We start from the raw sequence: 23,335 nt of genomic DNA, 5'->3' as shown, positions 1-23,335 counted from the left end.
CGCAAATTGGTTGCGATCCCGTTTGTTCTACCGGATTCGTCTGAAATACCACCGCGCCACCCCAACGGCGATTCGCCCGTATCGCCCAACCATTCCCGGCCGGCACTTGCCGCCCGGCCGGTGTTTTTTTCGTGGCGGAGCTACCCCATTGCCGCCTGCCAGCGCGTATCGCGCAGGGAGGGACGGCGGTGCAGGCGCGCGTCGAGCAGCGCGCGGGCGCGCGGCAGGTCGCCGCTGCGCGTGAGGGCAACGACAAAAGTGTCCTCGATCAACTCGCGCTGGGCATGGCTGCCGCCGACGCGCACGACCTCGCCGAGGACCGGCGCGAGCATTTGCACGCATGCCGCGTAATCCTCTTCCGCAAAGGCTGCCAGCGCACGGCAGACCGCGGGCACCACGGGACCGGCCGGAAGCTTGCCATCGGCGAGCCGCTGCTCGATCGCGGCAAGACGTATGGCGAGCGCCTCGCGATTTTGCGTCGCAGCCGCGAACAGCGCCATGTGGATGTCGGCGAAGGGCAGGCTCGATTTCGGAAACAGCTTTTGCGCGGTGGCATCGGCTTCGACCCAGAGCGCTTTCGGCACGGCGTGGCCGTAAGCCGACAGGCGCCAGAGCAGGGACGCGGCGTCGGTGACGACGTTGAGCGGCGGCGCCTGCGTCGCCTGCGGCTGCAGCACGTCGGCATAGATCGCGAGCGCCCGCGCGGCATCGCCATGCTCCAGCGCGCCGAGCGCCTGATGCCAACGGATGTGGCCGTGCAAAATTCCAGCCCGGTCGTAAGAGGGTATCCAGTCGTCGACGAGTCGGTCGGCCGCCTCGATCGAACCGTCCTCGAACATCGCATGCAGCACGGCGTGCGCGGCGTGGGCATTCTGCCGGCGCAGGTCGAAGCCGCGCTCGGTGATACCGCGACCGCGACCGACATTGCCGTTCTCGGTCATCGCCCAGCCGTACATGGTGAGGAACCACCAATCCTCGCCATAGTGATGCGCCACGCGCTCGCACAGCTCCTGCCGCGCGCGGTCGTGATCGGCCATGCCGGAGAATGCGAACAGGCCGAAGGCGCCGAGCGGCAGCGACAGCACCAATGCATCGCGCGGCCACGCCTCGACGTGCTTCATCGTCGCCGCGATCGCCTCGGGCAGCCGGCCCTCGATTGCGAGCGCCAGCGTCTCGACATGCGAACGCTCGCGTTCCGTGCCGCGTGTCGCCACGAGCTCACGCGCGAGTGCCGCCTTCTGCCGTGCCAGATCGCCTTGCTGATAGAAGCCATGCAGGCGGCCGCGGGCGATATGGGCCATCGCAAAATCCGGATCGGCCGCAATCGCGCGCTCCAGCGTTTCCGCCGTACCGGTCCAGCCCGCGAGCATGAGGTCGACGCCCTCACGATAAGCGGATGCCGCCTCGGGCGAAGAGGTAGAGAGCGGCAGGCCGTAGCGATCTTCGAGGGCCATTCCTGTCTCCGGCTCAAGCCGTCCGCGCGCGACGTCCTTCAATCGGATAGGCCGGGTCGTTGTAGCCCGGCGTCGAGGGATGCCCCGGCACGACGAGCCTGTCGATCAGCGCCTCGTCTTCCGCAGTGAAGCGATAGTCGAGCGCGCCGGTGTAGCCGTCCCATTGCTCCTCGGTGCGCGGCCCGGCAACGATCGAGGAGACAAAGGCGGAGTTCAGCACCCAGGCGACCGCGAACTGGCCTGCGGTGATGCCCTTTTTCTCAGCGTGGGCCTTGATCTCCTGCGCCAGCTGAAGCGATTCCGGCCGCCATTCGGTCTGCATCATGCGCGTGTCGTTGCGGCCTGCGCGCGTCTCCTTGTCGGGAGCCGCGTCGGGCTTGTATTTGCCGGTCAGCACGCCGCGCGCCAGCGGGCTGTAGGGCACGATGCCGAGGCCGTAATAGGAGCAGGCCGGGAAGTGCTCGACTTCGGGCATGCGGTTCATGGCGTTGTAATAGGGCTGGCTCACCGCGGGCCGGTCGATGCCGAGCCGGTCGCAGATGTTGCAGATTTCGGCGACGCGCCAGGCGCGGTAGTTCGAGACGCCGAAATAGCGCACTTTGCCGGCGCGGATCAAATCGCCCATCGCGCGCACCGTCTCTTCGAGCGGCGTCGCATGGTCTTCCTTGTGCAGATAATAGATGTCGATGTGATCGGTGCCGAGCCGCTTGAGGCTCTCATCCGCCGCCTGCAATACCCAGCGTCGCGACAGGCCGACACGGTTGGGATCGTCGCCCATGGGATTGGCGAGTTTCGTCGCGAGCACCCAGGCGTGACGGTTGTTGCCGATCGCGCGTCCCACGACCTCTTCGGATGCACCCTTCGAATAGGCATCCGCGGTGTCGATGAAATTGATCCCGGCCTCGTGCGCCTTCGCGATGATCCGCTTTGAGGTGGCTTCATCGGTCGGCCCGCCGAACATCATCGTGCCCAAGCAGATCGGCGACACTTTGATGCCGCTGCGGCCGAGTTGGCGATATTGCATGGGCTGTTTCCTCAACGCTTGTTGACACGCCAGCATAGCCGTCTCACTCCGTCATTGCGAGCGCAGCTAGGCAATCCAGAGATGCGTCTGCGGAAAGATTCTGGATTGCTTCGCTGCGCTCGCAATGACGAGGTTGGGGGAGCAGCTTGCTACGCTCTCAGCTGTCATCGCCCGGCTTGACCGGGCGATCCAGTACGCCGAGAGGACAGTGATGACCGGAGAAGCCTCGGCGTACTGGATTCCCCGCCTTCGCGGGGAATGACAGCGTTGGGTGTGGAGTTACCCCGGCCCCTTCAAAATCTTGAACACACCATTGGCCATCACCACGCAGCGGCCGTCCACGCTGACCTCGGTGCTCATGAAGATCAGGCTGCGCGTCGAGCGCACCACGCGCGGGCGGGAGATCAGGATGTCGCCGATCTGGCCGGCTTCGACGAAATGGGTGTCGAGCTGCACCGTCGCCATGAACTCCTTGCCGGAGACGTAGCGGGCGGTCATGCCGCAGGTACGGTCCGCGAACGTCATCATCACGCCGCCCTGGACCATGCCGCGGCGGTTGTGGTGCTTGTCCTCGGTCGCAAGTGCGAATTCGTGTTGGCCGTCGACCTTGCGCTCCCACAATGGGCCGATCAGATGCATGAAGCCCGTGGTCTCCAGGATGGTCCAGCCGTCTGATTTCAGCCGTGCGGCGGCTCTGTTGGTCATGTCTCGTCCATTCCTGAGCGGGTCGTGCGATCTCATTTCATCGGGGCCGGACGTGGTGTAGTCAAGCATCATGAGATCGTTCGACGATGCCACACGGCGGAATATCGCGGCCGCCTGCGCGGCCTTCACGCGGCTGCCGGAGGACGAGGCGCCGGCGGCGTTGAAGCGCGCCGCGGTGGCAGTTGCGCTGACTGCGGCCAGCGAGAGCGATGACACAGCGTTGCTGCTCACGCTGCGCGCATCTCATTTGCGCGCCCATCGCGGTCAATGGGCCTTGCCCGGTGGACGCTGCGATGCCGGCGAGACGCCGGTCGAGGCGGCGCTACGCGAGCTCGACGAGGAGCTCGGCCTCCAGCTCACCGGCGCGGAGGTGCTCGGGACGCTCGATGATTATCCGACCCGCTCCGGCTATCTGATCACGCCGGTCGTGGTCTGGGCCGCCGACAGTGCCGCGATCAAACCAAACCCCGACGAGGTCGCCTCCGTCCATCGCATCGCGCTTGCGACGATCGAGCGCGAAGATGCGTTTGATTTCGTCGGGATCCCCGAGAGCACGCGCCGTGTGATCCGCTTCCATCATCAGTCGAGCTTGATCCACGCACCGACGGCGGCGTTGATCTACCAGTTCCGCGAAGTGCTGGCAGGACGGCACACCCGCGTCACCGAGCTGGAACAGCCGGTATTCGCCTGGAAATGACGCGAGGGGCGAAAACGAGGTAAACGGCGCGTTAACGTGACAGTTACCGGATGCCTGCTAAGAGGGCAGCATGCATCGATCGATTCGAAATGCCGTGAGACTGGTTCCACTCGCGCTCGTCCTGCTCGCGCCTGCCGCGCGCGGGGGCGAATCCGACGCGCTGCCGCCAGCCGTCCGCAATGCCAAAGCCCAGCTGTTGTCGCAATTTTTCGCGCAAGGCGGCGCGTCGCCGGCCGTGCTCGAATATCGCCGCAAGCTGCAGGAATATCAGGCGGCGCGTGCTGCGTTCGACGAGGAAGCCGGCGCATATTGGAGTCAGATCTCCGAGAAGCGGAAAGGTCGCAACGCCAAGCGGCGCAGCGGGCAGCAGATCACGCTCGACGATTACGTGCTGGAGCATCCGCCGCTCTATAACGGGCCGAAACGGCCGGTGAATCCGGAGCCAGAGGAAACCCCGGACCGGCCGACGAGAAAGCCGATCCCCGTGGCCGCCGATCTGCTGCGCGCGGCGCAGGAACTCTACCAGTTCACGCCGCAGCGACCCTCCAGCGAAGTCGAATTCAAGCGCGTCTATGCGCGCTACGCGGTGGCCTCGGGGCTGACGCGCGAGCAGGCGGTGCGGGTCTATGCGTTCGAGACCGGCGGCACCGGCAGTTACGACGTGCAGGCGGGAATCGAGCATGGCGGCAAGCGCGCCATTTCGACCGCGATGGGCTACAACCAGCTGCTGACGACCAACAGCGTCGAGCTGCTGGCCGAGCAAGGCCATGAATTCATCCGTGCGCTCTCCGACAGGGTCGCGCGGACCTCGGGCCCGGCGCGACAGTCGCTCGAGCACAAGCTCGCCGTTCTGAAGAAAATGGTGGCACATGCCAAATCGGTGCCCGACACCTGGTCGGAGCACGAGAAGATCGGCAACACCGCGCAGGGCTGGGCCATGCATGCCATGGTGCTCGACATCGACATCGGACCGATGCTGCAGACCCACAAACTGCTCACCTCGGTGCTGTTTGCGCGCGCCAAGGGCTATAGCCGCCCGCTCAGCGCGGCCGAGCTCGAGATGATGAACCTCACCGGCGACGGCACCGGCCTCGACATGGTGACGATGCCGCAGGCGATGCGCGAGCAGGTGCCGACCTCGAACTTCTTCCAGCGCGGCGGCTACGAGCGCAACCCGGTCGCGATCCGCCACAACACGGTGGCGAAGCTGCTGGCGGTGACGGATACGAGGATGGACAGCAACAGCAACAACGCCGGCGCGCGCGAGCTGGCGGGGGCGTTCTAGCCGTTCGCCCTGCCACACCTTCCGCTGTCATGCCCCGGCTTGACCGGGGCATCCAGGACGCCGCGGCCTCTCGATTCAATCACGACGGCCTCTGGAATACTGGATCACCCGCTTTCGCGGGTGATGACACCGAGTGTGTGGTGGCGCCGTCGCCCGCCATCCCCGCCCTACTGATCCGACCCGAACTTGAACTTGCCGTCGCCTTCCAGATACGGGCCGCTGCGCATGTAGAGCTGGCCGTTGTGGCCGATGAAGAACAGCGTGCCCTTTGGCACCTTCTTGGCGCCCTTCAGAAGTTCGCCGGCATTGCTGGTGCCCATCTTGTAGGAGAAGGTCTTGCCGTCCTTGTCATAGGCGTAGCCGGTGTCAGGCTTGAGCTCCCAAGGTGTTGCAGCGGTCTGCGCCAATGCGGGCGCAGCGAACGCGCCGAGCACGGCCGTCACCAGAAAAATCCTTGTCGAAAATGCCATCACCCTATCCTCCCCATCGAGGCGCCCCGGCTTGAACAAATCACGAACGGCGCTTCCAGGTCAATTTGCGAAAGCGCCGCAGCGCATCACGTCTTGCCGAGCAGTTTGTGATTTTCCCTTCGTCCCCGCGCGACTATGTTCCGCTTTCCGTCTAGAACGCAATTCGACAAAAACATTGGGTAGGGGATGATTCGAATGAACTTCGTCATTAAAGCTTGCTGGGCCGCCGGCCTGTTGCTGACGGTGCTCGCGCCGGCCGCCCGGGCCGATGATTACCAGCTCAGCCACAACCAGAGGATTTCGTGCAGCCGCGGCCTGGCCCCAGGCAAGCTGAACACCGCGACCTGCAAGTCCTACACATATCTCTTCAACACCAAGACCTCGGAATATTTCCGTTGCCAGGTCTCGCTGGCGCTGACCCGCGACAACAAGGAAGTCATCAACGTCCAGACCGACGGCGCCTGCACCAAGAAGCCGCGCATCTTCGAGACCGACGGCCATTACGATTTCGACGCCACCGAGACCGAGCCGCCGAACACCAATTCGTTCTTCGGCCCCGGCGGCTACTCGGTCTGGGCCGCCGACGTCGGCGCGCAGAAGGTGCGCGGCTGCATCATCATCTCCTCCGGCCTCGGCTCCGACATCTCCAAATGCCTGGACATGACTTTCCAGTAAGCGTTTGCCAGAGAGAGTTCGCCAGTGACGGTGCGCTCCCTGCTCGCTTGCGCGGAGGGTTGGGGAGAGGGTGTTTCCGCAATGGGGCAATCCCCCAGAGGAGAAAGCCCTCACCCGGCGCTTCGCGCCGACCTCTCCCGCACGCGGGAGAGGTTGCACCGAACCTGCCGCGTGAGTGATTGATTCTCGCTCGAGCGTGCCTGGCTGCGCCACCTCGCCGCACCCGCCGAGTTCCCCAAAAATCGAGCCAGGACAGCCATTTACCGCAGTCCTGTTTTGACTTTTGGATGGGTTGACCCGCCCCCCTCATCCGGCCAACTTCCCGGCCGGTTTGGGGAGTAGAAAGATCATGAAACGAACGATTTTCGGCGTGGCCGCGGCTGTTGCTCTGGCGGCGTCGGCGCCTTGCGCGCAGGCGCAATCCTTCATCAACGTGCTGACCGGCGGCACCTCCGGCGTCTACTATCCGCTCGGGGTCGCGATCGGAAAGATCTACGGTGACAAGATTCCGAACGTGAAGACGCAGGTGCAGGCCACCAAGGCGTCAGTCGAGAATCTGATCCTGCTCCAGCAGGGCCGCGGCGAGCTGGCGTTCACGCTGGGCGACTCGCTGAAAGCGGCCTGGGACGGCGAGGAGGAGGCGGGCTTCAAGTCCAAGCTCGACAAGCTCAGGACCATCGGCGCGATCTATCCGAACTACATCCAGATCGTCGCGACCGCCGAGAGCGGCATCAAGACGCTGGCGGACCTCAAGGGCAAGAGCCTGTCGGTCGGCGCGCCGAAATCGGGCACGGAGCTGAATTCGCGCGCGATTCTGGCGGCGGCGGGTATGAGCTACAAGGATCTCGGCAAGGTCGAGTATCTGCCGTTCGCCGAATCCGTCGATCTCATGAAGAACCGACAGCTCGGCGCGACCCTGCAATCGGCCGGGCTCGGCGTGGCCTCGTTGAAGGATCTGTCGACCTCGAGCCCGATCACGGTGGTGTCGGTACCGAAGGAGACCGTCGACAAGATCGGCCTGCCCTTCATCGCGGCGACCATTCCCGCCAACACCTACACCGGGCAGGACAAGGACGTGCCGACCGCGGCCGTGGTCAACTATCTCGTCACCAGCTCGGCCGTGTCGGACGATCTTGCCTACCAGATGACAAAACTGGTCTACGAGTCGCTGCCCGAGCTCGCCAACGCGCATGCGGCCGGCAAGGAGATCAAGCTCGAGACGGCCGCCAGCGGCAGCCCGGTTCCGCTGCACCCCGGCGCGATCCGCTATTACAAGGAAAAGGGGCTGATCAAGTAAGGTCGGCCGTCACTATCGGACGTCATGGCCGGGCTTGTCCCGGCCATCCACGTTCTAAGGCCAGGCGAGAAAGATCGTGGATGCCCGGGACAAGCCCGGGCATGACGGTCTGAATACGCGGCGCCAATGCTATAAGCGCTGGACGGTTGGGGACATATCGATGTTGCAGGCAGAGGGCAGCGAAGCGCCCATCAAGGTCGAGTTCGACAATTTCGAACACGGTTTTCCGGAAGGCTTTGGCCCGGGCTGGTGGGGCACGCTCGCGTACTGGATCGGCATCGCCTTCGCGACCTTCCAGCTTTATGTCGCGGCCTTCAACTATCTGCCGAGCCAGGTGGTGCGCGGCGTCCATGTCGGATTCCTCATCCTCCTCACCTTCGGTCTGATCGGCAATTTCACCGCCAAAAGCGATTTCGGCCGCGCGATCGGCTGGCTGATCGGCAGCGCGGGCTTTCTGTGCGGGCTCTATCAATGGATCTTCTATGCGGATCTGATCGCACGTGACGGCGATCCGACGCGCCTCGATCTTGTGGTCGGCACGCTGCTCGCCGTCCTGATCTTCGAGGGCACGCGGCGGCTGATGGGCGCGGCGCTCCCGCTGATGTGCGGCGCCTGTCTCGTCTACTGGTTCTTCGGCCAGTATCTGCCGTCACCGCTGAACCATCGCGGCTATGATTTCGACCAGATCGTCACTCATCTCTCCTTCGGCACCGAGGGCTTTTACGGCGTGCCGATCTACGTCTCGGCGACCTACATTTTCCTGTTCATCCTGTTCGGCTCGTTCCTGGAGCGCGCCGGCATGATCCAGCTCTTCACCGACGTTTCTCTTGGGTTGTTCGGCAGGACCCGCGGCGGCCCGGCCAAGGTCGCGGTGTTCGCCTCGGGCATGATGGGCACGATCTCGGGCTCGGGCGTCGCCAACGTCGTCACTGTTGGCCAGTTCACGATTCCGCTGATGATCAGGTTCGGCTATCGCCGCGCGTTCGCGGCCGGCGTCGAGGCGACGGCCTCGATGGGCGGGCAGATCATGCCGCCGGTGATGGGCGCGGTTGCCTTCATCATGGCGGAGACGCTCGGCGTCCAATATTCGGAGATCGTGAAAGCGGCGGCGATTCCCGCGATGCTCTATTTCGCCTCCGCCTTCTGGATGGTGCATCTGGAGGCCGGCAAGCACGGGCTCACCGGGATGAAGAAGTCGGAGACCCCGAGCGCCTGGAAGGCGCTGGTGACGCGCTGGTACCTCGTGCTGCCGCTCGCAGCGCTCGTCTACATGCTGTTCGAAGGCTTTACGCCACTCTATGCCGGCAGCATGGGCCTCGCGCTCACAGTGGGGCTGATCCTCGGCACCGCCATCACGACGGGCGCACCTTCGATGGCTATCCGCTATATTTTCTGGATCGGGCTTGCGCTCGTGGTCGCGGCGCTCTCGCGCGACGGCCTTCAGATCGTGCCGGTCGCAGGCGTCGTCGTCGCGTTGATCGTGATCACTGCGTTCGTGCGCGGCGGATTTTCCGCCCTGCGCGCCTGCCGCGATGCGCTGGCTGAAAGCGCGAAATCCGCCATCACCGTCGGCATGGCTTGCGCCATTGTCGGCGTCATCATCGGCATGATGTCGCAGACCGGCGTCGGCACCATCTTCGGCGGTTGGGTGATCGGCCTCGGCGAGAAGAGCCTGTTCCTGGCGCTGATCATGACCATGCTGCTGTCGATCCTGCTCGGCACCGGCATCCCGACCATCCCGACCTACATCATCACGGCGGCGCTCGCGGCGCCCGCGCTGGCGAAACTCGGCGTACCGCTGATCGCGAGCCACATGTTCGCGTTCTATTACGGCATCATGGCCGACCTCTCGCCGCCGGTGGCGCTGGCTGCGTTAGCCGCGGCACCGATCGCGAAGGAGAATCCTGACAAGATCGGCTGGGAGGCGATGCGTATCGCGCTGGCCGGCTACGTCATCCCCTTCATCTTCGTCTATTCGCCGGCGCTGATGCTGCAGGCCGGCGATCCCATGGCAGCCAAGCTCGGCTTCTACGGCGCGGTGGCGTTGGCGACCTTGAAGGCCCTGGTGGCGATCGCCCTGTTCGGCATGGTCGCCATCGGCTTCCTGTTCACGCGCCTGACGTTCCTTGAACGTTTGGTCGCGCTCGGTGCCGCGATCTGCCTGCTCGGCGATTTCCCGTTCAGCGACACCGCCGGCTTCCTGCTCGCCGCGGCAATCGTGCTGTGGCAGTGGCGGCGGCGTCCGCCGTCGCCGGTCGAGGCGGTGTGAGCCTCTGCTTCGTCACAACCTCAGGCGTGAAGGCGCTGGCGCTGTCCGCGTTCACGCTGGTGTGGACGCATTCCATCGCGAAGGTCGACTGGCAGGAAGACTGGCGCGTCACCCCCGCCGGGCTCGAACTGACGCAGGCACGCGTGAAGGGCACCGGCCCCGGCATGGAGCCGCCGCCCGAGGCGCGCCTCGTCGACGGCTGGTTTCAGTGGAGGCCTGCGCGTGCGCCGATGCCGGAGGTGGTGCTCGGCAATTCGGGCGCGGCTGGCGAATGGCGGCTATGCCATGACGGCAAGTGCCGGACGTTGTCCGAGATTGTCGGTCATCCCATTGGTGCTAACGTCACAAAGATGAAGATTTGCGACCATCCGTAGCCCGGATGAGCGAAGCGACATCCGGGAGCGGCGGACTCGGATATCGCTACGCTCATCCGGGCTACAAGAAAAATAAAGGAGAAACGCGATGGGTCGGCTCAAGGGCAAGGTTGCGATGGTGGTGGGCGCGGGCTCGATCGGCCCCGGTTGGGGCAACGGCAAGGCCACCGCGGTCACCTTTGCGCGCGAGGGCGCGCAGGTGTTTTGCGTCGATCGCAACGGCGCGGCCGCCGAGGAGACCGTGAAGATCATCACGGACGAAGGCGGCCAGGCGATCGCGTTCACGGCCGAGGTCTCGCGTGCGCACGAGGTCGAGGCGATGGTCGCCGCGTGCCTGCAGGCCTACGGCCGCATCGACGTCCTCGACAATAATGTCGGCATCGCCGAGATGGGCAGCGTGGTCGAGGTGACCGAGGAGAGCTGGGACCGCGTCTTCAGCGTCAACCTCAAGAGCGCGTATTTCGCCATGAAGCACGTCATCCCCGTGATGGTGAAACAGGGCGGCGGCTCCATCATCAACATCTCCTCGATCGCTTCGATCCGCCACATGGGTATCTCCTACGTCACGTACGGCACTTCGAAAGCGGCGATGAACCAGATGACGCGCACCACCGCGATCGAATTCGCGCGCCACCATGTCCGCGTCAACGCGATCCTGCCCGGCCTGATGAAAACGCCGATGGTGGAGCATTCCGCCGGTCTCGCCGCCAGTTACGCCAAGGGCGATGTCGAGGCGATGTGGCGGGCGCGCGATGCGCAAGTGCCGATGGGCCACATGGGCGACGCCTTCGACGTCGCTAACGCCGCACTGTTCCTGGCCTCGGACGAAGCGAAATATGTGACGGGGATCGAGCTCGTGGTGGACGGCGGGATCACGTGCAAGGCGGGGGCGTAGCTCCTTGCTCGTCGCCCTGGCGTAAGCCAGGGCCCATTACCACAAGGCTCGGTTGGCGAAGACTGCCGGCTCCAGCTTCTTCAACAATCAGCATTCGGGGCAATGGGTCCTGGCTTTCGCCAGGACGACACTATTGCGCCAGCGCCAGAATCCCGCCGGCGAATGAATGCCATGCCGCCGTTTCGCTGATCGGCCAGTTCAGTACCTTCACCGCCAGCATCGCGAGCGTGCCGGTGATGTAGACCGGGTGCACGCGGCCTTCGGTGCGCCAGTCGCGTACCATGGCGACGACGAGCAGCAGCGAAGCGACCATCGCGGGTGCGATGGTGACGGGCACCGGCGGCGACCCGGGCGGTCCCGGAGGCGCGAGGAAAGTGAGAAACCAGCGCGCGATCGCGGCATCGAGGATGGAGACCGCGGCGAGCAGCATCAGGCGTTTGTGAATCTCCGGCTTTCGCGTGTTCATGATCGCGAGCACGAACACCATTGCAAAGAACGCAATCCCGCTCATCGGTACGATCGAGAAGGCGATGCCGGCCTCTTTCTGTCCGAGCGCCGCGGAATGCTGCATCACATGGACGGAGGCGAGGAAGCCGAAGATCGTCATCGCGGTCGCGAGCGAAACGCCGGCGATGCCGAGCGCACGGTGATTGACCACGCGGCCTGAGGCGGCGAGCCAGGTCTGGATCACGAAATAGAGAGACCAGGTGAAGAACAAGAGACCATGGAAATGAATGACGGGGCTTGCGGACAAGGTCCGTTGCGCGAGCGGCACAAAATAGGTCGGTGCGAAGCCGAGAAAGGCGGTGGCCGCGCAGGCCAGCGCCATGTGGAGATAGAAATATCGTGCGGGCGACGCATCTCGCGCGCGCACACGACGGTCGTCGATCAGGGTCGTCATGAGGGATGAGTCTGGAGAGGCGGCGTTTGGTTCAAAGCAAACCGTCCCTGCACCGTCGTCCCGAGGCGCGCACAGCGCGAGGCCGGGACCCATAATCAAAGGGCGCGGTTTGGCGCGAAGCTGGTAACTCCGAATCTTCGCAAAACACTTGCTGCGGCGTATGGGTCCCGGATCTGCGCTTCGCTTGTCCGGGACGACAGCGGTGTTTGCGGATCTAACCCCCCGCGCTCAATTCCGCGCGATCAAGCTCCTCCTCGATTCTGTGAAACGCGTCGTCGCCGATCACCTCGGTGGCGCGGAGTTCGAAGATCGACTTGCGCGCGGCCGCGATGCCGCGGCGGCGCAGGGGATCGGCCGGCAGTTCGCCGTTGGTGATGCCGCCATGGGGATCGTCGTCGGCCTGCATCAGGATGGCGCGATATTCGAGCCGCAGGATTTCCGCTTCCTCCGACGGATCGTCCTCGATCGCGTCGAGCGCCGCGCGATAGGCGACGGCGCGGGCACGCGCGACCTCGATGCCGACGGGATCGTCGTCCTTGAGGCCGAACGCCAGGATCAGCGGCCGCAACGTCAGGCCCTGCACGACCAGCGTGCCGAGCACGACGGCAAACGCCGAGAAGACGATGAAGTCACGATGCGGAAAGCTCTCCGGCAGGGCAAAGGCGGTGGCGAGCGTAACCAAGCCGCGCATGCCGCACCAGGAGATGATGAGGCCGCCCTTGGCCGAGGCGACCTGCTTCGGATCCTTGGGGTGATAGATGCCGTGCGCCACCAGCGTGCGCAGCGTCGTGCGGTAGAACGTAATCCAGGCCAGCCGCACCAGGACCACGGTGAGCAGGATCCAGGCGGCCGCCACGCAATATTCCCAGCGCACGTCCGCATCGAGGCGCGTCCAGATCGGCCGCATCTGCATGCCGATCAGCATGAAGGCGAGCACGTTGAGCACGAACACCATGGTTTCCCACACCGCATAGGAAGGTACTCGCAGCCGCGCCGGCATGCGTGTCCCAGCCGTGCGGGCGATGGTGATGCCGTAGACTACTATGGTGAGGATGCCAGAGAGACCGAGATGCTCGGCGGCAATCCAGACCATGAAGGTCGTGGCGAATTGGATGATGATCGAGCTGGGGGCCTCCTTCACGCGTTCCATGAACAGCGGAATGATGCGGCCTGCGACCAGGCCCGCGACGACGCTGCCGACCAGGGCCAGCGCCATGGTCGGCGCGACCTGGCTCCATGCCAGATGCTCGGTTGCGATCGCTCCGACCGCGATGCGATAGATCAGGAGCGCGGTCGCGTCGTTGAGCAGGCTCTCGCCCTCCAGGACCTTCACCATGCGGTGAGGCAGCTTCACCTGGCTCAGGATCGCGACCGCAGCGGCCGCGTCCGGCGGGGCCACGATGGCGCCGAGCGCAACCGCGGCGGCCCAGGGCATGTCAGGCATCAGCCGGTGGGCGACGTAGGCCACAGCGGCCGTGGTCAGGCCGACGGCGGCGACGACCAGAGTGGAGACCGGAACCCAATTGTTGCGGAGATCGCGCAGCGAGGTGTCGAAGGCGGCATCGAGCAGGACCGGTGCGACAAAGAGAGCCAACGCCAGGTCGGGCTCCAGCGTCCAGGACGGGCTCGACGGCACAAACGCGATCAGCGCGCCCCCGATCGCGAGAAAGGTCGGATAGGGGACCTTGATCCGCCGCGCCAGCGCCGATAATCCAACGGCGCCGAGCAGAAGCACGATGATCCATTCGAATGTCGACACGTTGATCCCCGAAACCGATTTGAGCGGCGCCACAAGCTAGCACCAATCCGGCCGTATGATGGATAGTGCGGCCCCCAGGCAAGACCTCAACCCGGACCTTAACCCAAGATTTTCCGACTGTGACGAGCATGCGTTTTCTCATTCAATGGTCCGGCGCCGGGGTGCTCTTCGCGCTCTCGTTCGTCGTGGCTCATGCCGCGACCGGCGGCGAACCGGCCGCGGTCCCGCAGGTCGACATCGCGCCGTGCCTCGCGGCTGCCGCGGCCGACGACATCGACAAGGCCGCCACGGCCTGCGCCGCCGTGATCGACAACGAGAAGACGGCGAAAGGCGATCTGATCAAGGCGCTGATCGCGCGCGGCGGGCTTTATGCGCGGCACGACCAAGTCGACCGCGCGATCGCCGACGACAGCCGCGCTCTGGAACTCGATTCCGGTCTCGCCGATATCTTCAACGCGCGGGGCGAGCTCTGGCTGAGGAAGGGCGACAAGCCCAAGGCGGTGCAGGATTTCGGCGCGGCATTGAAGATCGATCCGAACCACGAGCAGGCCAAGGCCAATCACAAGGCGATGGCGCGCGAGATCGAGCGGATCGGCGCGCAGATGGCGGTCGCGGGCAAGCCCAGCTTCATTTGCAAGGGTGCGCGCCGCCCCGTCGAGAAGGCGATCTGCGCCAACCGCGAGCTCGCCGACCTCGACCGCGAGATTTTTGCCGCCAACGCGCGCGTTTTGCGCGAAGCCCGCAATGCAGGCGAAGCGAAGGCGCTTCAACGCGAGCAGGACGATTTCACCGCCCGCCGCAACGCCGGGTTCGGCCGGCCGGGGTACGATTTGAAGAAGGCGATGCAGGAGCGGCTGCAGCGGCTCAACGGGGTGGACGGGTATTGAGCTCCTCATCTCGCCCGTAAGAGCGGGACGAAGAAGGGAAGGATCGGTGCGCCGCTGGCACGCCTCGATTTGAACCGATTCTTTGGCCGCCGCGACAATGGTGAAAGCCTGATGTCCCGGAGCCCTATGCCATGTGCGGCACGCATCCTTCCGCGCAAATGCTCTCGTTTGCAAAAATCTCGTTTCGCTCGCTCCTGCTCAGCGCGGCAATGAGCGTCGTCCTCGTCGCTCCTGCCTTGGCCGGCGTCGATTGCGTGATGGAGAGCAAAGCCGCTCCGGCTGAGCTGATCCCGGCCTGCAGCGCCACCATTGACCAGGCCTCAATTCCATCCTCCGATCGCGCCGCGGCGTTGCTGGTGCGGGCCGACGCCAATGCGCGGACCTCGGGCGGCCTCACGCAGGCGCTGCGGGACATCGACCGCGCCATTGCGCTCGATGGCAAGAACGCAAAAGCCTGGCGCCTGCGCGGCGATCTCCTCCGCGAGGCCGGCGGCGATCTCAACCGCGCCGCGGCGGACCTCAGCAAGGCCATCGAACTCAATCCGCAGGATTCGGAATCTTACGAGCTGCGCGGCGTGGTCTACACCAACCAGCGCCGGCTCGACCGCGCGCTTGCCGATTACGACCAGGCGATCAAGCTGAAGCCTGACAATGCACAGGCCTGGTCAGACCGCGGCGTGACCTATTATCTCGGCGGCGACAACGAGAACGCGATCCGCGATCTCAGCGAGGCGTTGCGGCTCGATCCGAATCGGCCGCGCAGCTACACCAATCGTGGCGCCGCCTACAAGAAGCTCGGCCAGCTCGAGAGGTCGGTTGCCGACGATGGCGAGGCGATCAGGCTCGATCCGAAGGTGCCCGAATATTACGACAATCGCGGGCTGTCCCTGGCCGCGATGGGCGAGTACGACAAGGCGATTGCCGATTACGATCAGGCGCTGCGGCTGGCACCGCGCCCGAACTTCTTCGCTAACCGCGGCGACTCCTACCACCTCAAGGGCGAGCTTGGCGCGGCGCTGAGCGATTACGAGGCCGCGCTGAAACTCGAGCCGAATTTCGCGCAGACCTACAATAACCGCGCCGTGCTCTACAAGAAGATGGGCGAGCGCAAGAAGGCGCTGGCCGACTACGAGACCGCGCTGCGGCTCGATCCCGGCAACGACAACGCTGCCGCCGGCCGCCGCGCCATGATCGCGGATATCGTGAAATTCGGCGGCGAGCCGCTGCGGCCGCTCGCGGCGAATTCCGGCAAGGGCCCGTCGTTCGATTGTGCCACTGCGAAGCGCGAAGTCGAGAAGGTGATTTGTGCCGATCCGCAGCTGGGTGTGCTCGATCGCCAGATCGCCGAGACTTATGAGCGCGTGCTGAAATCGGCCGGGTCCCGCTCGGCCGGCGACCTCCGTCGCACCCAGCGCGACTTCCTCGCCACCCGCAATACGAGCTTCGGCCGCGCCGGCTATGATCTGAGGAAGGTCATGCAGGACCGCCTGCAGCGGCTGAACGCGATGGATAGCTGAGCACTGTTCTTTTCAGCTTGAACCGCGGCCCATTCCCGGGAAAATAGCCCTCAAACATGGCCGGTACTTGATCCCTGTCATGGCGGGACGTTTGTCCTGCCACAAGGTCAAGGCTAGGCGAATAAAAGGGAACGGGAGCGCGGGAATGAACGTCCGAGGAAACGTCCAAGGAAACATCGACGGAAAGAGCGTCTATCACGAGGTTTATGCGCGCTCGCTGGCCGACCCTGAGGGCTTTTGGGCCGAGGCGGCCAAGGAGATCGACTGGATCGAGCCACCAAAAAAGATCTTCGATCCCTCGCAGGGCGTCTACGGCCGCTGGTTCAGCGGTGGCATTGTGAACACCTGCTACAACGCGCTCGACCGCCACGTCGAACGCGGCCGCGCCGACCAGATCGCGCTAATCCATGATTCGCCGCTGGCAAATAGCGTCACCAAATTCACCTACGCCGAACTGCTGGCCGAAGTGCAGGCGCTCGCCGCCATCATGCAGGACTTTGGTGTCGCCAAGGGCGATCGCGTCATCCTCTATATGCCGATGGTCCCGGAGGCCGTCGTTGCGATGCTCGCCTGCGCGCGCATTGGCGCGGTGCACTCCGTGGTGTTCGGCGGCTTTGCCGCGAAAGAGCTCGCCACCCGCATCGACGATGCGCAGCCAAAGTTGATCCTGTCGGCGAGCTGCGGCATCGAGCCCGGCCGCATCGTGCAGTACAAGCCGCTGCTCGACGAGGCGATCAGGCTTGCGGGCGCAAAGCCGAAGGCCTGCATCGTGCTGCAACGTCCGCAGCTCGTCTGCGCCCTCACGCCCGGCCGTGACTATGATTGGGCGGGCCTGCGCCGCAAGGCGATGAACGACGGCAAGCAGGCGCCTTGCGTGCCCGTCGCCGCCACCGATCCGCTCTACATCCTCTATACGTCAGGCACGACCGGCATTCCCAAGGGCGTCGTGCGGGACAATGGCGGCCATCTCGTCGCAGTGAAATGGTCCATGTTCAACCTCTATGGCGTCAAGCCGGGCGAGGTCTGGTGGTGCGGCTCCGACATCGGCTGGGTGGTCGGCCACAGTTACATCGTCTACGGCCCGCTGCTGCACGGCGCGACCTCGATTATGTATGAGGGGAAGCCGGTCGGCACGCCCGATGCAGGCGCGTTCTGGCGCGTGATCAGCGAGCACAAAGCTGTCGCCTTCTTCACTGCGCCGACCGCGTTCCGCGCGCTCCGGAAAGAAGATCCGGAAGGAAAATTCATCCGGCAGTACGACCTCTCGACGTTCCGCACGCTGTTCCTGGCCGGCGAGCGCGCCGATCCGCCGACGGTGAAATGGGCGGAGCAGCAGTTGAAAGTGCCTGTCATCGACCATTGGTGGCAGACCGAGACCGGCTGGTGCATCGCCGGCAATCCGGTTGGCTTAGGCCAGCTGCCGGTGAAGCACGGATCGCCGACGGTGCCGATGCCGGGCTACCAGGTCGACGTGGTCGACGAAGCGGCAAAGCCGGTCGGTCCGAACACCATGGGCTCGATCGTCATCAAGCTTCCGATGCCGCCGGGCTGCCTGCCGACACTGTGGAATCAGGACGAACGGTTTAAGGAAGCCTACCTCACCGAATTCCCCGGCTACTACAAAACATCGGATGCCGGCTACAAGGACGAGGACGGCTATGTCTTCGTCATGGGCCGCACCGACGACATCATCAACGTCGCCGGCCATCGGCTCTCCACCGGCGGCATGGAGGAGATCCTGGCTTCGCATCCCGATGTCGCCGAATGCGCCGTGCTCGGCGTCAAGGACGCGATCAAAGGTGAGGTACCCTGCGGCTTCCTGGTGCTCAAGGCGGGTGTGAAGCGGGCCCCCGCCGAGATCGAGAAGGAGATCATCGCGCTGGTGCGCGACAAGCTCGGTCCCGTTGCCGCGTTCAAGCTCGCCATCACCGTCGGGCGCCTGCCCAAGACGCGCTCCGGAAAGATCTTGCGCGGCACCATCAAGAAGATCGCAGATGGTGAAGCCTGGACCATGCCGGCGACGATTGAGGACCCCAAGGTGCTCGACGAGATCGGCGATGCGCTGAAGGGGCGGGTGTGAGGTTTGCAATGGGGCTTGAATAGGCCGCATTTTTCCGCTCAATCCTCATCCTGAGGAGCGCGCCTGGCGCGCGTCTCGAAGGATGAAAGGCCCCGCTGCTCCAGCTTGGCCTGCATGGTTCGAGACGCCCGCTGCGCGGGCTCCTCACCATGAGGATGAAGGGCCTGCCATGAATTCGAAGCCGTTCCTAGCGATTGCATTTGCGGGCCTCATTCTCTCCGCCTGCTCCGCGCGCTACCAGACGCCGGTGGCGATGGGCGGCGATGATGACGACGCGGTCTGCCAGAGCCGCGGCTATGCGGCCGGCTCGCCTGAATACGTGGCCTGCCGCAAGGACCGCGACGTCCAGCGCAGCGCCGCGACCACCCGCGCCGACCGCCGCCAGCGCGACCTCGGCGAATACATGCTGAACCATCCAGACCGGCCATGATGTAAGCCGTGGCATTATCCTGCCGCGACAGATCTGCAACGCCGCAGCCAAATCGCAATCGCACTTGTCCTGATTTGATCGGCATCAAATCCTTCACCACTGCCTTTCTGCTCTGACGCTGATGTCGCGCAACGAAGCGCGCAAATGGCTGAAGGGGAATGCAATGGACGGAATAATAAGAAACGTGGCGCGGCTCGCGGCGCTAGGTGCGGCGCTGGCGGGGGCTTTTGCCTCGGCACAGGCCGCCGATTTGCCGATCTACAAAAAAGCGCCGCCGCCGGTAGAAGCCTTCAATCCCTGGATGGTACGCTTGCGGGTGCTAGGCGTGTTGCCGGATGCGGGCGGCTCGACCGTCAATGTCGCCGGCGTTCCGTCACTGTCGTCGCCGAATTCGGGCCTCTCGATCAGCGACCAGGTCGTGCCTGAGCTCGACATCAGCTATTTCTTCACCAGGAACATCGCGGCCGAGCTGATCCTGGGCGTAACCCGGCATTCGATCAGCGGCACCGGCTCGCTCGCAAATCTGCCGATCGGCAAGACTACGCTGCTGCCGCCGACGCTGACCCTGCAATATCACTTCGACAATTTCGGCGCGTTCAAGCCGTATATCGGCGCCGGCGTGAACTACACAATGTTCTTCAGCAATTCCGCCACCAACGCGCCGGCCGCGATCGTCGGTCCGCCCGCGATCGTCGCCACCACCACTGGCCTGCATGTCAGCAACGCCTTCGGTGGCGCGGTGCAGTTCGGCTTCGACTACATGCTCGATCGGCACTGGGGCCTCAACGTCGACGTCAAGAAGCTCTGGTTGCGGCCGGACTATTCGGCGACGGTCAGTGGTCTGCCGGTTACCGGCACTGCGCATATCGACCCGTGGCTGGTCGGCGGTGGTGTGACGTATAAGTTCTGAAGTTGTTGTTGCCTTAGGGAGGCACACTGTCGCCCTAACGTCGTCCTGGCGAATGCCAGGACCCATACCGCGGAATCTATCGACTGAGCGCGGTAGGAGAACCGAGCGACGAGTAGTCGCCAAATTCCTCCTTGGGGTAATGGGTCCTGGCTTTCGCCAGGACGACGCCGGAGGGTATGCGTTGTCAGTCGTTTTGCAGGTGCAAAACAAAAACGCGGCAGGTTTCCCTGCCGCGTTTTTGTTGCGTTCACGAATGAACAGCGAAGGATTACTCCTCCTCCTGGTCCTGCTTCTTGCCGCCGAGTGTCTTCAGCTTGGCGAACACGGCATCGACGTTGAGATCGTCGCTGGACCTCTCGGCGGGTTCGTACTCGTCCTTCTTGGTGGTTTCGGAGGCCGGCAGCAGGGTGGCGCCGCCATAGGCCGCGTCGATCGGCTTTTCCTTGGCCGCGCGCGCGACCTCGAAATCGAGCTCGATCTGCGAGCAGAGGCCGAGAGTGACGGGATCAATCGGCGTCAGCTGGGACGTGTTCCAGTGGGTGCGATCGCGGACACTGGCGATCGTGCTCTTGGTCGTGCCGACCAGGCGCATGATCTGGGCGTCCTTGAGCTCGGGATGGTTGCGCAGCAGCCAGAGGATGGCGCTCGGGCGTTCGTGGCGGCGCGAGACCGGGGTGTAGCGCGGGCCCTTGCGCTTGGGTTGCGGCGGCAGCACCACCTTACTCTCCTGGAGTCGGAGCCGGTAGTCCGGGTTGTTCTCGCCCTTCTCGATCTCCTCGCGGGTCAGCTGGCCGTTGGAGAGGGGATCCATGCCCTTGATGCCTTGGGCGGCGTCGCCATCGGCGATCGCGCGCACCTCGAGGGGGTGCATTTTGGTGAAATCGGCGACCTGATCGAAGGTCAGCGCGGTGTTGTCGAGCAGCCAGACGGCGGTCGCCTTGGGCATCAGAGGTGCGTTGCTCATGGCAAATCTCCTTTGTGCTTCGCCCACCCCTTTGGAGGCGAAACCGGTGGTCATCAGCGATGACTGGGAATTCGCGCTATATAAGCCCGGAGGGGGTAGCCACGCAATGGTTCTGCTATAGATAGTGCCTTGACAGCGCCCGAAAGGGGGCCCAATTCCCTCTGAAGTCCCTGTAAGACCGTACCCAAGCCCTATTCATTCATCGACCGCTTCCCGCCCATTTGGCGAGGTGATTCGGTCCCGAGATCGCTCAATGTCAGCCAAACCAGACCTCAAGATCGTGCTTTGTTCTCCCCGTGGCTTCTGCGCCGGGGTGGTCCGGGCGATCGACACCGTGGAACGGGCGCTCGATAAATACGGCGCCCCCGTCTATGTTCGCCATGAGATTGTGCATAACAAATACGTCGTCGATGGGTTGAAGAAGAAGGGCGCGATCTTCGTCGAGGAACTCGCCGAGATCCCGGAAAACACCACCGCGCCGGTGGTGTTCTCGGCCCATGGCGTGCCGAAATCGGTTCCGGCCGACGCCACATCCCGCAATTTGTTCTCGCTGGATGCGACCTGCCCCCTGGTCACCAAGGTCCACCGCGAGGCCGCGATCCATTTCAAGCGCGGCCGCGAGATCTTCCTGATCGGCCATTCCCATCATCCCGAGGTGGTGGGCACGCTCGGCCAGCTCCCGACCGGCGCCGTGACCCTGATCGAGACCGCCGAGGACGCGAAGACCATCGCCCCGAAGGACCCGAACAACCTCGCCTTCGTGACCCAGACCACGCTGTCGATCGACGACACCGCGGAGATCGTGGCGCTTCTGAAGGAGCGCTTCCCGAACATCAACGGGCCGCACAAGGAAGACATCTGCTACGCCACCACCAACCGCCAGCTCGCGGTGAAGAAGGTGGCGCCGGTGGTCGACGCCCTGATCGTGGTCGGTGCGCCGAACTCGTCGAACTCGCAGCGCCTGCGCGAAGTCGCCGAACGCGAGGGTTGCCCGATCGCCGTGCTGGCGCAGCGCGCCACCGAAATCGACTGGAAGCGGTTCGAGAACATCACCAGCCTCGGCATCACCGCTGGCGCCTCGGCACCGGAAGTGATCGTCGAGGAGATCATGGACGCGTTCGCCGAGCGCTTCACGCTGCATGTGGAGACGGTCTCGGCCGCGGAAGAGAACGAGTTCTTCCCGCTGCCGCGTCAGGTGCGCCCCGAAGCCGCCGCCGAGTAGATCTTCATGGCGGTCTACACCGACGTTGCCGCCGACGAGCTTGCGGACTTCCTCAACCAATACGATCTCGGCGAGTTGCTCTCGTACAAGGGCATCGCCGAGGGCGTCGAAAATTCCAACTTCCTGCTGCATACGACCAAGGGATCGTTCATCCTCACGCTCTATGAGAAGCGCGTGGCGAAGAACGATCTGCCGTTCTTCCTCGCACTGATGACGCATCTGGCCGAGCACGGCGTCAACTGCCCGCTGCCGGTGAAGGGAACGGACGGCGAGGCGTTGCGCGAGCTGTCGGGCCGGCCGGCCGCGATCATCACCTTTCTCGAGGGCGTCTGGCCGCGCAAGCCGAACGCGGCCCATTGCGCCGGCGTCGGCGAGGGGCTCGCCAGGATGCATCTGGCGAGCGCGAATTTCGCGATCAGGCGTGCGAACGCGCTGTCGGTCCCGGGCTGGCGGCCGCTGTTCGATGCCGCGTCACAGCGGGCCGACGAGGTGCAGCCCGGCCTGCGCGCGTTCCTGAGCCACGAACTCGACTACCTCGAGAGCGGGATCTGGCCGACGCAGCTGCCTGAAGGCGTGATCCACGCCGACCTCTTCAACGACAACGTCTTCTTCCTCGGCGACAAGCTCTCCGGAATCATCGACTTCACTTTCGCCTGCAATGATATGCTGGCTTATGACGTCGCGATCTGTCTCAACGCCTGGTGCTTCGAGCCGGATCATTCCTTCAACGTCACCAAGGCGCGGGCCTTCCTCAACGCCTATGGCCGTGTGCGAAAGCTGTCCGAGGCGGAAGAGGCAGCGCTGCCGCTGCTCGCGCGCGGCGCCGCGATGCGGTTCCTGCTGACGCGGCTGGTCGACTGGCTCAACGTTCCGCCCGGCGCGCTGGTTCGGCCGAAGGATCCGCTGGAATATGTCCGCAAGCTGCGCTTCCACCAGAGCGTTTCCAGCGTGCGCGACTACGGGCTGATGCCGTCGGGGCTGGTGGCGTGAGCGAGCTTCCGATTGTCACTATCTACACCGACGGCGCCTGCTCGGGAAATCCGGGGCCCGGCGGCTGGGGCGCGATCCTGAAGTTCGGCGACAAGGAAAAAGAACTGAACGGTGGTGAGCGCCACACCACCAACAACCAGATGGAATTGATGGCGGCGATCTCCGCGTTGGAAGCGCTGAAGAAGCCGTGCACGGTCGATCTCTATACCGACAGCCAATATGTCCGTCAGGGCATCACCGGCTGGATTCACGGCTGGAAGCGCAACGGCTGGCGCACCGCCGACAAGAAGCCGGTGAAGAATGTCGAGCTATGGCAGCGCCTCGATGCTGCGCTGAAGGCTCATGACGTGCGCTGGCACTGGGTCAAAGGCCACGCAGGGCATCCCGAGAACGAACGCGCCGATCAGCTCGCGCGGGACGGCATCGTGAAGGCGCGGTTGCAGGCGCGGGTGGCGGAGTAGCGCGGATCCGCGCTCCTTCCTCATGTTCCGCCGTCATCGCCCGGCTTGATGTTTAGACCGGAGACATAG

22 protein-coding genes are annotated in these 23,335 nt (G+C 64.4%); 15 read left to right on the top strand and 7 right to left on the bottom strand.

All coding sequences use genetic code 11. The annotated features are described in order from the left end of the window. Positions 1-140: 140 nt before the first annotated feature. From FXB41_RS16155 to FXB41_RS16145, 3 genes are all read right to left on the bottom strand, one after another. Positions 141-1,454, bottom strand: coding sequence for a tetratricopeptide repeat protein (locus FXB41_RS16155; protein WP_219682447.1), 1,314 nt, complete (start codon positions 1,452-1,454; stop codon positions 141-143). Positions 1,455-1,467: 13 nt separating this feature from the next. Further along, positions 1,468-2,478, bottom strand: coding sequence for an aldo/keto reductase (locus FXB41_RS16150; RefSeq protein WP_007597527.1), 1,011 nt, complete (start codon positions 2,476-2,478; stop codon positions 1,468-1,470). A 279-nt stretch (positions 2,479-2,757) separates the two neighbouring features. After that, complete coding sequence (locus FXB41_RS16145; protein WP_219682446.1) at positions 2,758-3,183, bottom strand: PaaI family thioesterase; 426 nt, start codon at positions 3,181-3,183, stop codon at positions 2,758-2,760. Positions 3,184-3,250: 67 nt separating this feature from the next. Between FXB41_RS16145 and FXB41_RS16140 the strand changes: the two genes are divergently transcribed. Next, positions 3,251-3,880, top strand: a complete 630-nt coding sequence (locus FXB41_RS16140; RefSeq protein ID WP_376707503.1) for an NUDIX hydrolase — start codon at positions 3,251-3,253, stop codon at positions 3,878-3,880. 70 nt (positions 3,881-3,950) lie between these two features. Beyond that, positions 3,951-5,165, top strand: a complete 1,215-nt coding sequence (locus FXB41_RS16135) for a hypothetical protein (RefSeq protein WP_219682444.1) — start codon at positions 3,951-3,953, stop codon at positions 5,163-5,165. Positions 5,166-5,332: 167 nt separating this feature from the next. Here the strand turns inward: FXB41_RS16135 and FXB41_RS16130 are convergent, their stop codons facing one another. After that, positions 5,333-5,635, bottom strand: a complete 303-nt coding sequence (locus FXB41_RS16130) for a hypothetical protein (protein ID WP_219682443.1) — start codon at positions 5,633-5,635, stop codon at positions 5,333-5,335. 195 nt (positions 5,636-5,830) lie between these two features. On the opposite strand from FXB41_RS16130, the gene FXB41_RS16125 reads away from it, so the two are divergent. From FXB41_RS16125 to FXB41_RS16105, 5 genes are all read left to right on the top strand, one after another. Then, positions 5,831-6,310, top strand: coding sequence for a hypothetical protein (locus FXB41_RS16125; RefSeq protein WP_219682442.1), 480 nt, complete (start codon positions 5,831-5,833; stop codon positions 6,308-6,310). Between the two features lie 349 nt (positions 6,311-6,659). Further along, positions 6,660-7,607: a TAXI family TRAP transporter solute-binding subunit gene (locus FXB41_RS16120; protein ID WP_007597521.1), complete on the top strand. Its 948-nt coding sequence runs from the start codon at positions 6,660-6,662 to the stop codon at positions 7,605-7,607. A gap of 160 nt (positions 7,608-7,767) precedes the next feature. Further along, a complete protein-coding gene (locus FXB41_RS16115) occupies positions 7,768-9,876 on the top strand; it encodes a TRAP transporter permease (RefSeq protein WP_219682441.1) in 2,109 nt (702 codons plus the stop codon). Then, positions 9,873-10,250: a DUF1850 domain-containing protein gene (locus FXB41_RS16110; protein ID WP_311985854.1), complete on the top strand. Its 378-nt coding sequence runs from the start codon at positions 9,873-9,875 to the stop codon at positions 10,248-10,250. The genes FXB41_RS16115 and FXB41_RS16110 overlap by 4 nt, the downstream gene beginning before the upstream one ends. Before the next feature lie 88 nt (positions 10,251-10,338). Further along, entirely contained in the window at positions 10,339-11,145 is an 807-nt protein-coding gene (locus FXB41_RS16105; RefSeq protein ID WP_219682439.1) for an SDR family NAD(P)-dependent oxidoreductase, read from the top strand. 130 nt (positions 11,146-11,275) lie between these two features. Here FXB41_RS16105 and FXB41_RS16100 read toward each other — a convergent pair whose 3' ends face one another. Both FXB41_RS16100 and FXB41_RS16095 read right to left on the bottom strand, forming a co-directional pair. Then, positions 11,276-12,046, bottom strand: a complete 771-nt coding sequence (locus tag FXB41_RS16100; RefSeq protein WP_219682438.1) for a hypothetical protein — start codon at positions 12,044-12,046, stop codon at positions 11,276-11,278. A gap of 214 nt (positions 12,047-12,260) precedes the next feature. Then, positions 12,261-13,838 (bottom strand): cation:proton antiporter, encoded by a 1,578-nt coding sequence (locus tag FXB41_RS16095; RefSeq protein WP_088941041.1) that lies wholly within the window; start codon positions 13,836-13,838, stop codon positions 12,261-12,263. Between the two features lie 95 nt (positions 13,839-13,933). On the opposite strand from FXB41_RS16095, the gene FXB41_RS16090 reads away from it, so the two are divergent. From FXB41_RS16090 to FXB41_RS16070, 5 genes are all read left to right on the top strand, one after another. Beyond that, positions 13,934-14,692 carry a tetratricopeptide repeat protein gene (locus tag FXB41_RS16090; protein ID WP_219682437.1) on the top strand — a complete coding sequence of 253 codons (759 nt, stop codon included), beginning with the start codon at positions 13,934-13,936 and terminating at the stop codon, positions 14,690-14,692. Positions 14,693-14,823: 131 nt separating this feature from the next. Beyond that, positions 14,824-16,209, top strand: coding sequence for a tetratricopeptide repeat protein (locus tag FXB41_RS16085; RefSeq protein WP_219682436.1), 1,386 nt, complete (start codon positions 14,824-14,826; stop codon positions 16,207-16,209). A 145-nt stretch (positions 16,210-16,354) separates the two neighbouring features. Next, positions 16,355-18,289, top strand: a complete 1,935-nt coding sequence (locus FXB41_RS16080; protein WP_246648922.1) for a propionyl-CoA synthetase — start codon at positions 16,355-16,357, stop codon at positions 18,287-18,289. A gap of 169 nt (positions 18,290-18,458) precedes the next feature. Further along, positions 18,459-18,719 (top strand): hypothetical protein, encoded by a 261-nt coding sequence (locus FXB41_RS16075; RefSeq protein ID WP_007597509.1) that lies wholly within the window; start codon positions 18,459-18,461, stop codon positions 18,717-18,719. Between the two features lie 163 nt (positions 18,720-18,882). Then, positions 18,883-19,629: an OmpW/AlkL family protein gene (locus FXB41_RS16070; protein WP_219682435.1), complete on the top strand. Its 747-nt coding sequence runs from the start codon at positions 18,883-18,885 to the stop codon at positions 19,627-19,629. 268 nt (positions 19,630-19,897) lie between these two features. Here the strand turns inward: FXB41_RS16070 and FXB41_RS16065 are convergent, their stop codons facing one another. Beyond that, on the bottom strand, positions 19,898-20,593 hold the full coding sequence (locus FXB41_RS16065) for a DUF1013 domain-containing protein (RefSeq protein WP_007597507.1): 696 nt from the start codon (positions 20,591-20,593) through the stop codon (positions 19,898-19,900). Positions 20,594-20,846: 253 nt separating this feature from the next. Between FXB41_RS16065 and ispH the strand changes: the two genes are divergently transcribed. Genes ispH through rnhA form a run of 3 tightly spaced genes read left to right on the top strand, consistent with a single transcriptional unit; the run spans position 20,847 to position 23,266 of the window. Continuing rightward, positions 20,847-21,815 carry a 4-hydroxy-3-methylbut-2-enyl diphosphate reductase gene (ispH, locus tag FXB41_RS16060; RefSeq protein WP_007597506.1) on the top strand — a complete coding sequence of 323 codons (969 nt, stop codon included), beginning with the start codon at positions 20,847-20,849 and terminating at the stop codon, positions 21,813-21,815. Positions 21,816-21,821: 6 nt separating this feature from the next. Continuing rightward, positions 21,822-22,805, top strand: coding sequence for a homoserine kinase (locus tag FXB41_RS16055; RefSeq protein WP_007597504.1), 984 nt, complete (start codon positions 21,822-21,824; stop codon positions 22,803-22,805). Beyond that, positions 22,802-23,266, top strand: a complete 465-nt coding sequence (gene rnhA / locus FXB41_RS16050; protein WP_007597503.1) for a ribonuclease HI — start codon at positions 22,802-22,804, stop codon at positions 23,264-23,266. The genes FXB41_RS16055 and rnhA overlap by 4 nt, the downstream gene beginning before the upstream one ends. Positions 23,267-23,335: the final 69 nt, after the last annotated feature.

The sequence above is a fragment of the Bradyrhizobium canariense genome (assembly GCF_019402665.1).
Taxonomy (GTDB): domain Bacteria; phylum Pseudomonadota; class Alphaproteobacteria; order Rhizobiales; family Xanthobacteraceae; genus Bradyrhizobium; species Bradyrhizobium canariense.
The sequence above is the reverse complement of the archived record's forward strand: the minus strand, read 5'-3'. Positions and strand labels throughout refer to the sequence as shown.

Coding starts and splice junctions, on each gene's coding strand:
- FXB41_RS16155 (WP_219682447.1), bottom strand. CDS start 1,454: ATGGCCCTCGAAGATCGCTACGGCCTGCCGCTCTCTACCTCTTCGCCC.
- FXB41_RS16150 (WP_007597527.1), bottom strand. CDS start 2,478: ATGCAATATCGCCAACTCGGCCGCAGCGGCATCAAAGTGTCGCCGATC.
- FXB41_RS16145 (WP_219682446.1), bottom strand. CDS start 3,183: ATGACCAACAGAGCCGCCGCACGGCTGAAATCAGACGGCTGGACCATC.
- FXB41_RS16135 (WP_219682444.1), top strand. CDS start 3,951: ATGCATCGATCGATTCGAAATGCCGTGAGACTGGTTCCACTCGCGCTC.
- FXB41_RS16130 (WP_219682443.1), bottom strand. CDS start 5,635: ATGGCATTTTCGACAAGGATTTTTCTGGTGACGGCCGTGCTCGGCGCG.
- FXB41_RS16125 (WP_219682442.1), top strand. CDS start 5,831: ATGAACTTCGTCATTAAAGCTTGCTGGGCCGCCGGCCTGTTGCTGACG.
- FXB41_RS16120 (WP_007597521.1), top strand. CDS start 6,660: ATGAAACGAACGATTTTCGGCGTGGCCGCGGCTGTTGCTCTGGCGGCG.
- FXB41_RS16115 (WP_219682441.1), top strand. CDS start 7,768: ATGTTGCAGGCAGAGGGCAGCGAAGCGCCCATCAAGGTCGAGTTCGAC.
- FXB41_RS16105 (WP_219682439.1), top strand. CDS start 10,339: ATGGGTCGGCTCAAGGGCAAGGTTGCGATGGTGGTGGGCGCGGGCTCG.
- FXB41_RS16100 (WP_219682438.1), bottom strand. CDS start 12,046: ATGACGACCCTGATCGACGACCGTCGTGTGCGCGCGCGAGATGCGTCG.
- FXB41_RS16090 (WP_219682437.1), top strand. CDS start 13,934: ATGCGTTTTCTCATTCAATGGTCCGGCGCCGGGGTGCTCTTCGCGCTC.
- FXB41_RS16085 (WP_219682436.1), top strand. CDS start 14,824: ATGTGCGGCACGCATCCTTCCGCGCAAATGCTCTCGTTTGCAAAAATC.
- FXB41_RS16080 (WP_246648922.1), top strand. CDS start 16,355: ATGAACGTCCGAGGAAACGTCCAAGGAAACATCGACGGAAAGAGCGTC.
- FXB41_RS16075 (WP_007597509.1), top strand. CDS start 18,459: ATGAATTCGAAGCCGTTCCTAGCGATTGCATTTGCGGGCCTCATTCTC.
- FXB41_RS16070 (WP_219682435.1), top strand. CDS start 18,883: ATGGACGGAATAATAAGAAACGTGGCGCGGCTCGCGGCGCTAGGTGCG.
- FXB41_RS16065 (WP_007597507.1), bottom strand. CDS start 20,593: ATGAGCAACGCACCTCTGATGCCCAAGGCGACCGCCGTCTGGCTGCTC.
- ispH (WP_007597506.1), top strand. CDS start 20,847: ATGTCAGCCAAACCAGACCTCAAGATCGTGCTTTGTTCTCCCCGTGGC.
- FXB41_RS16055 (WP_007597504.1), top strand. CDS start 21,822: ATGGCGGTCTACACCGACGTTGCCGCCGACGAGCTTGCGGACTTCCTC.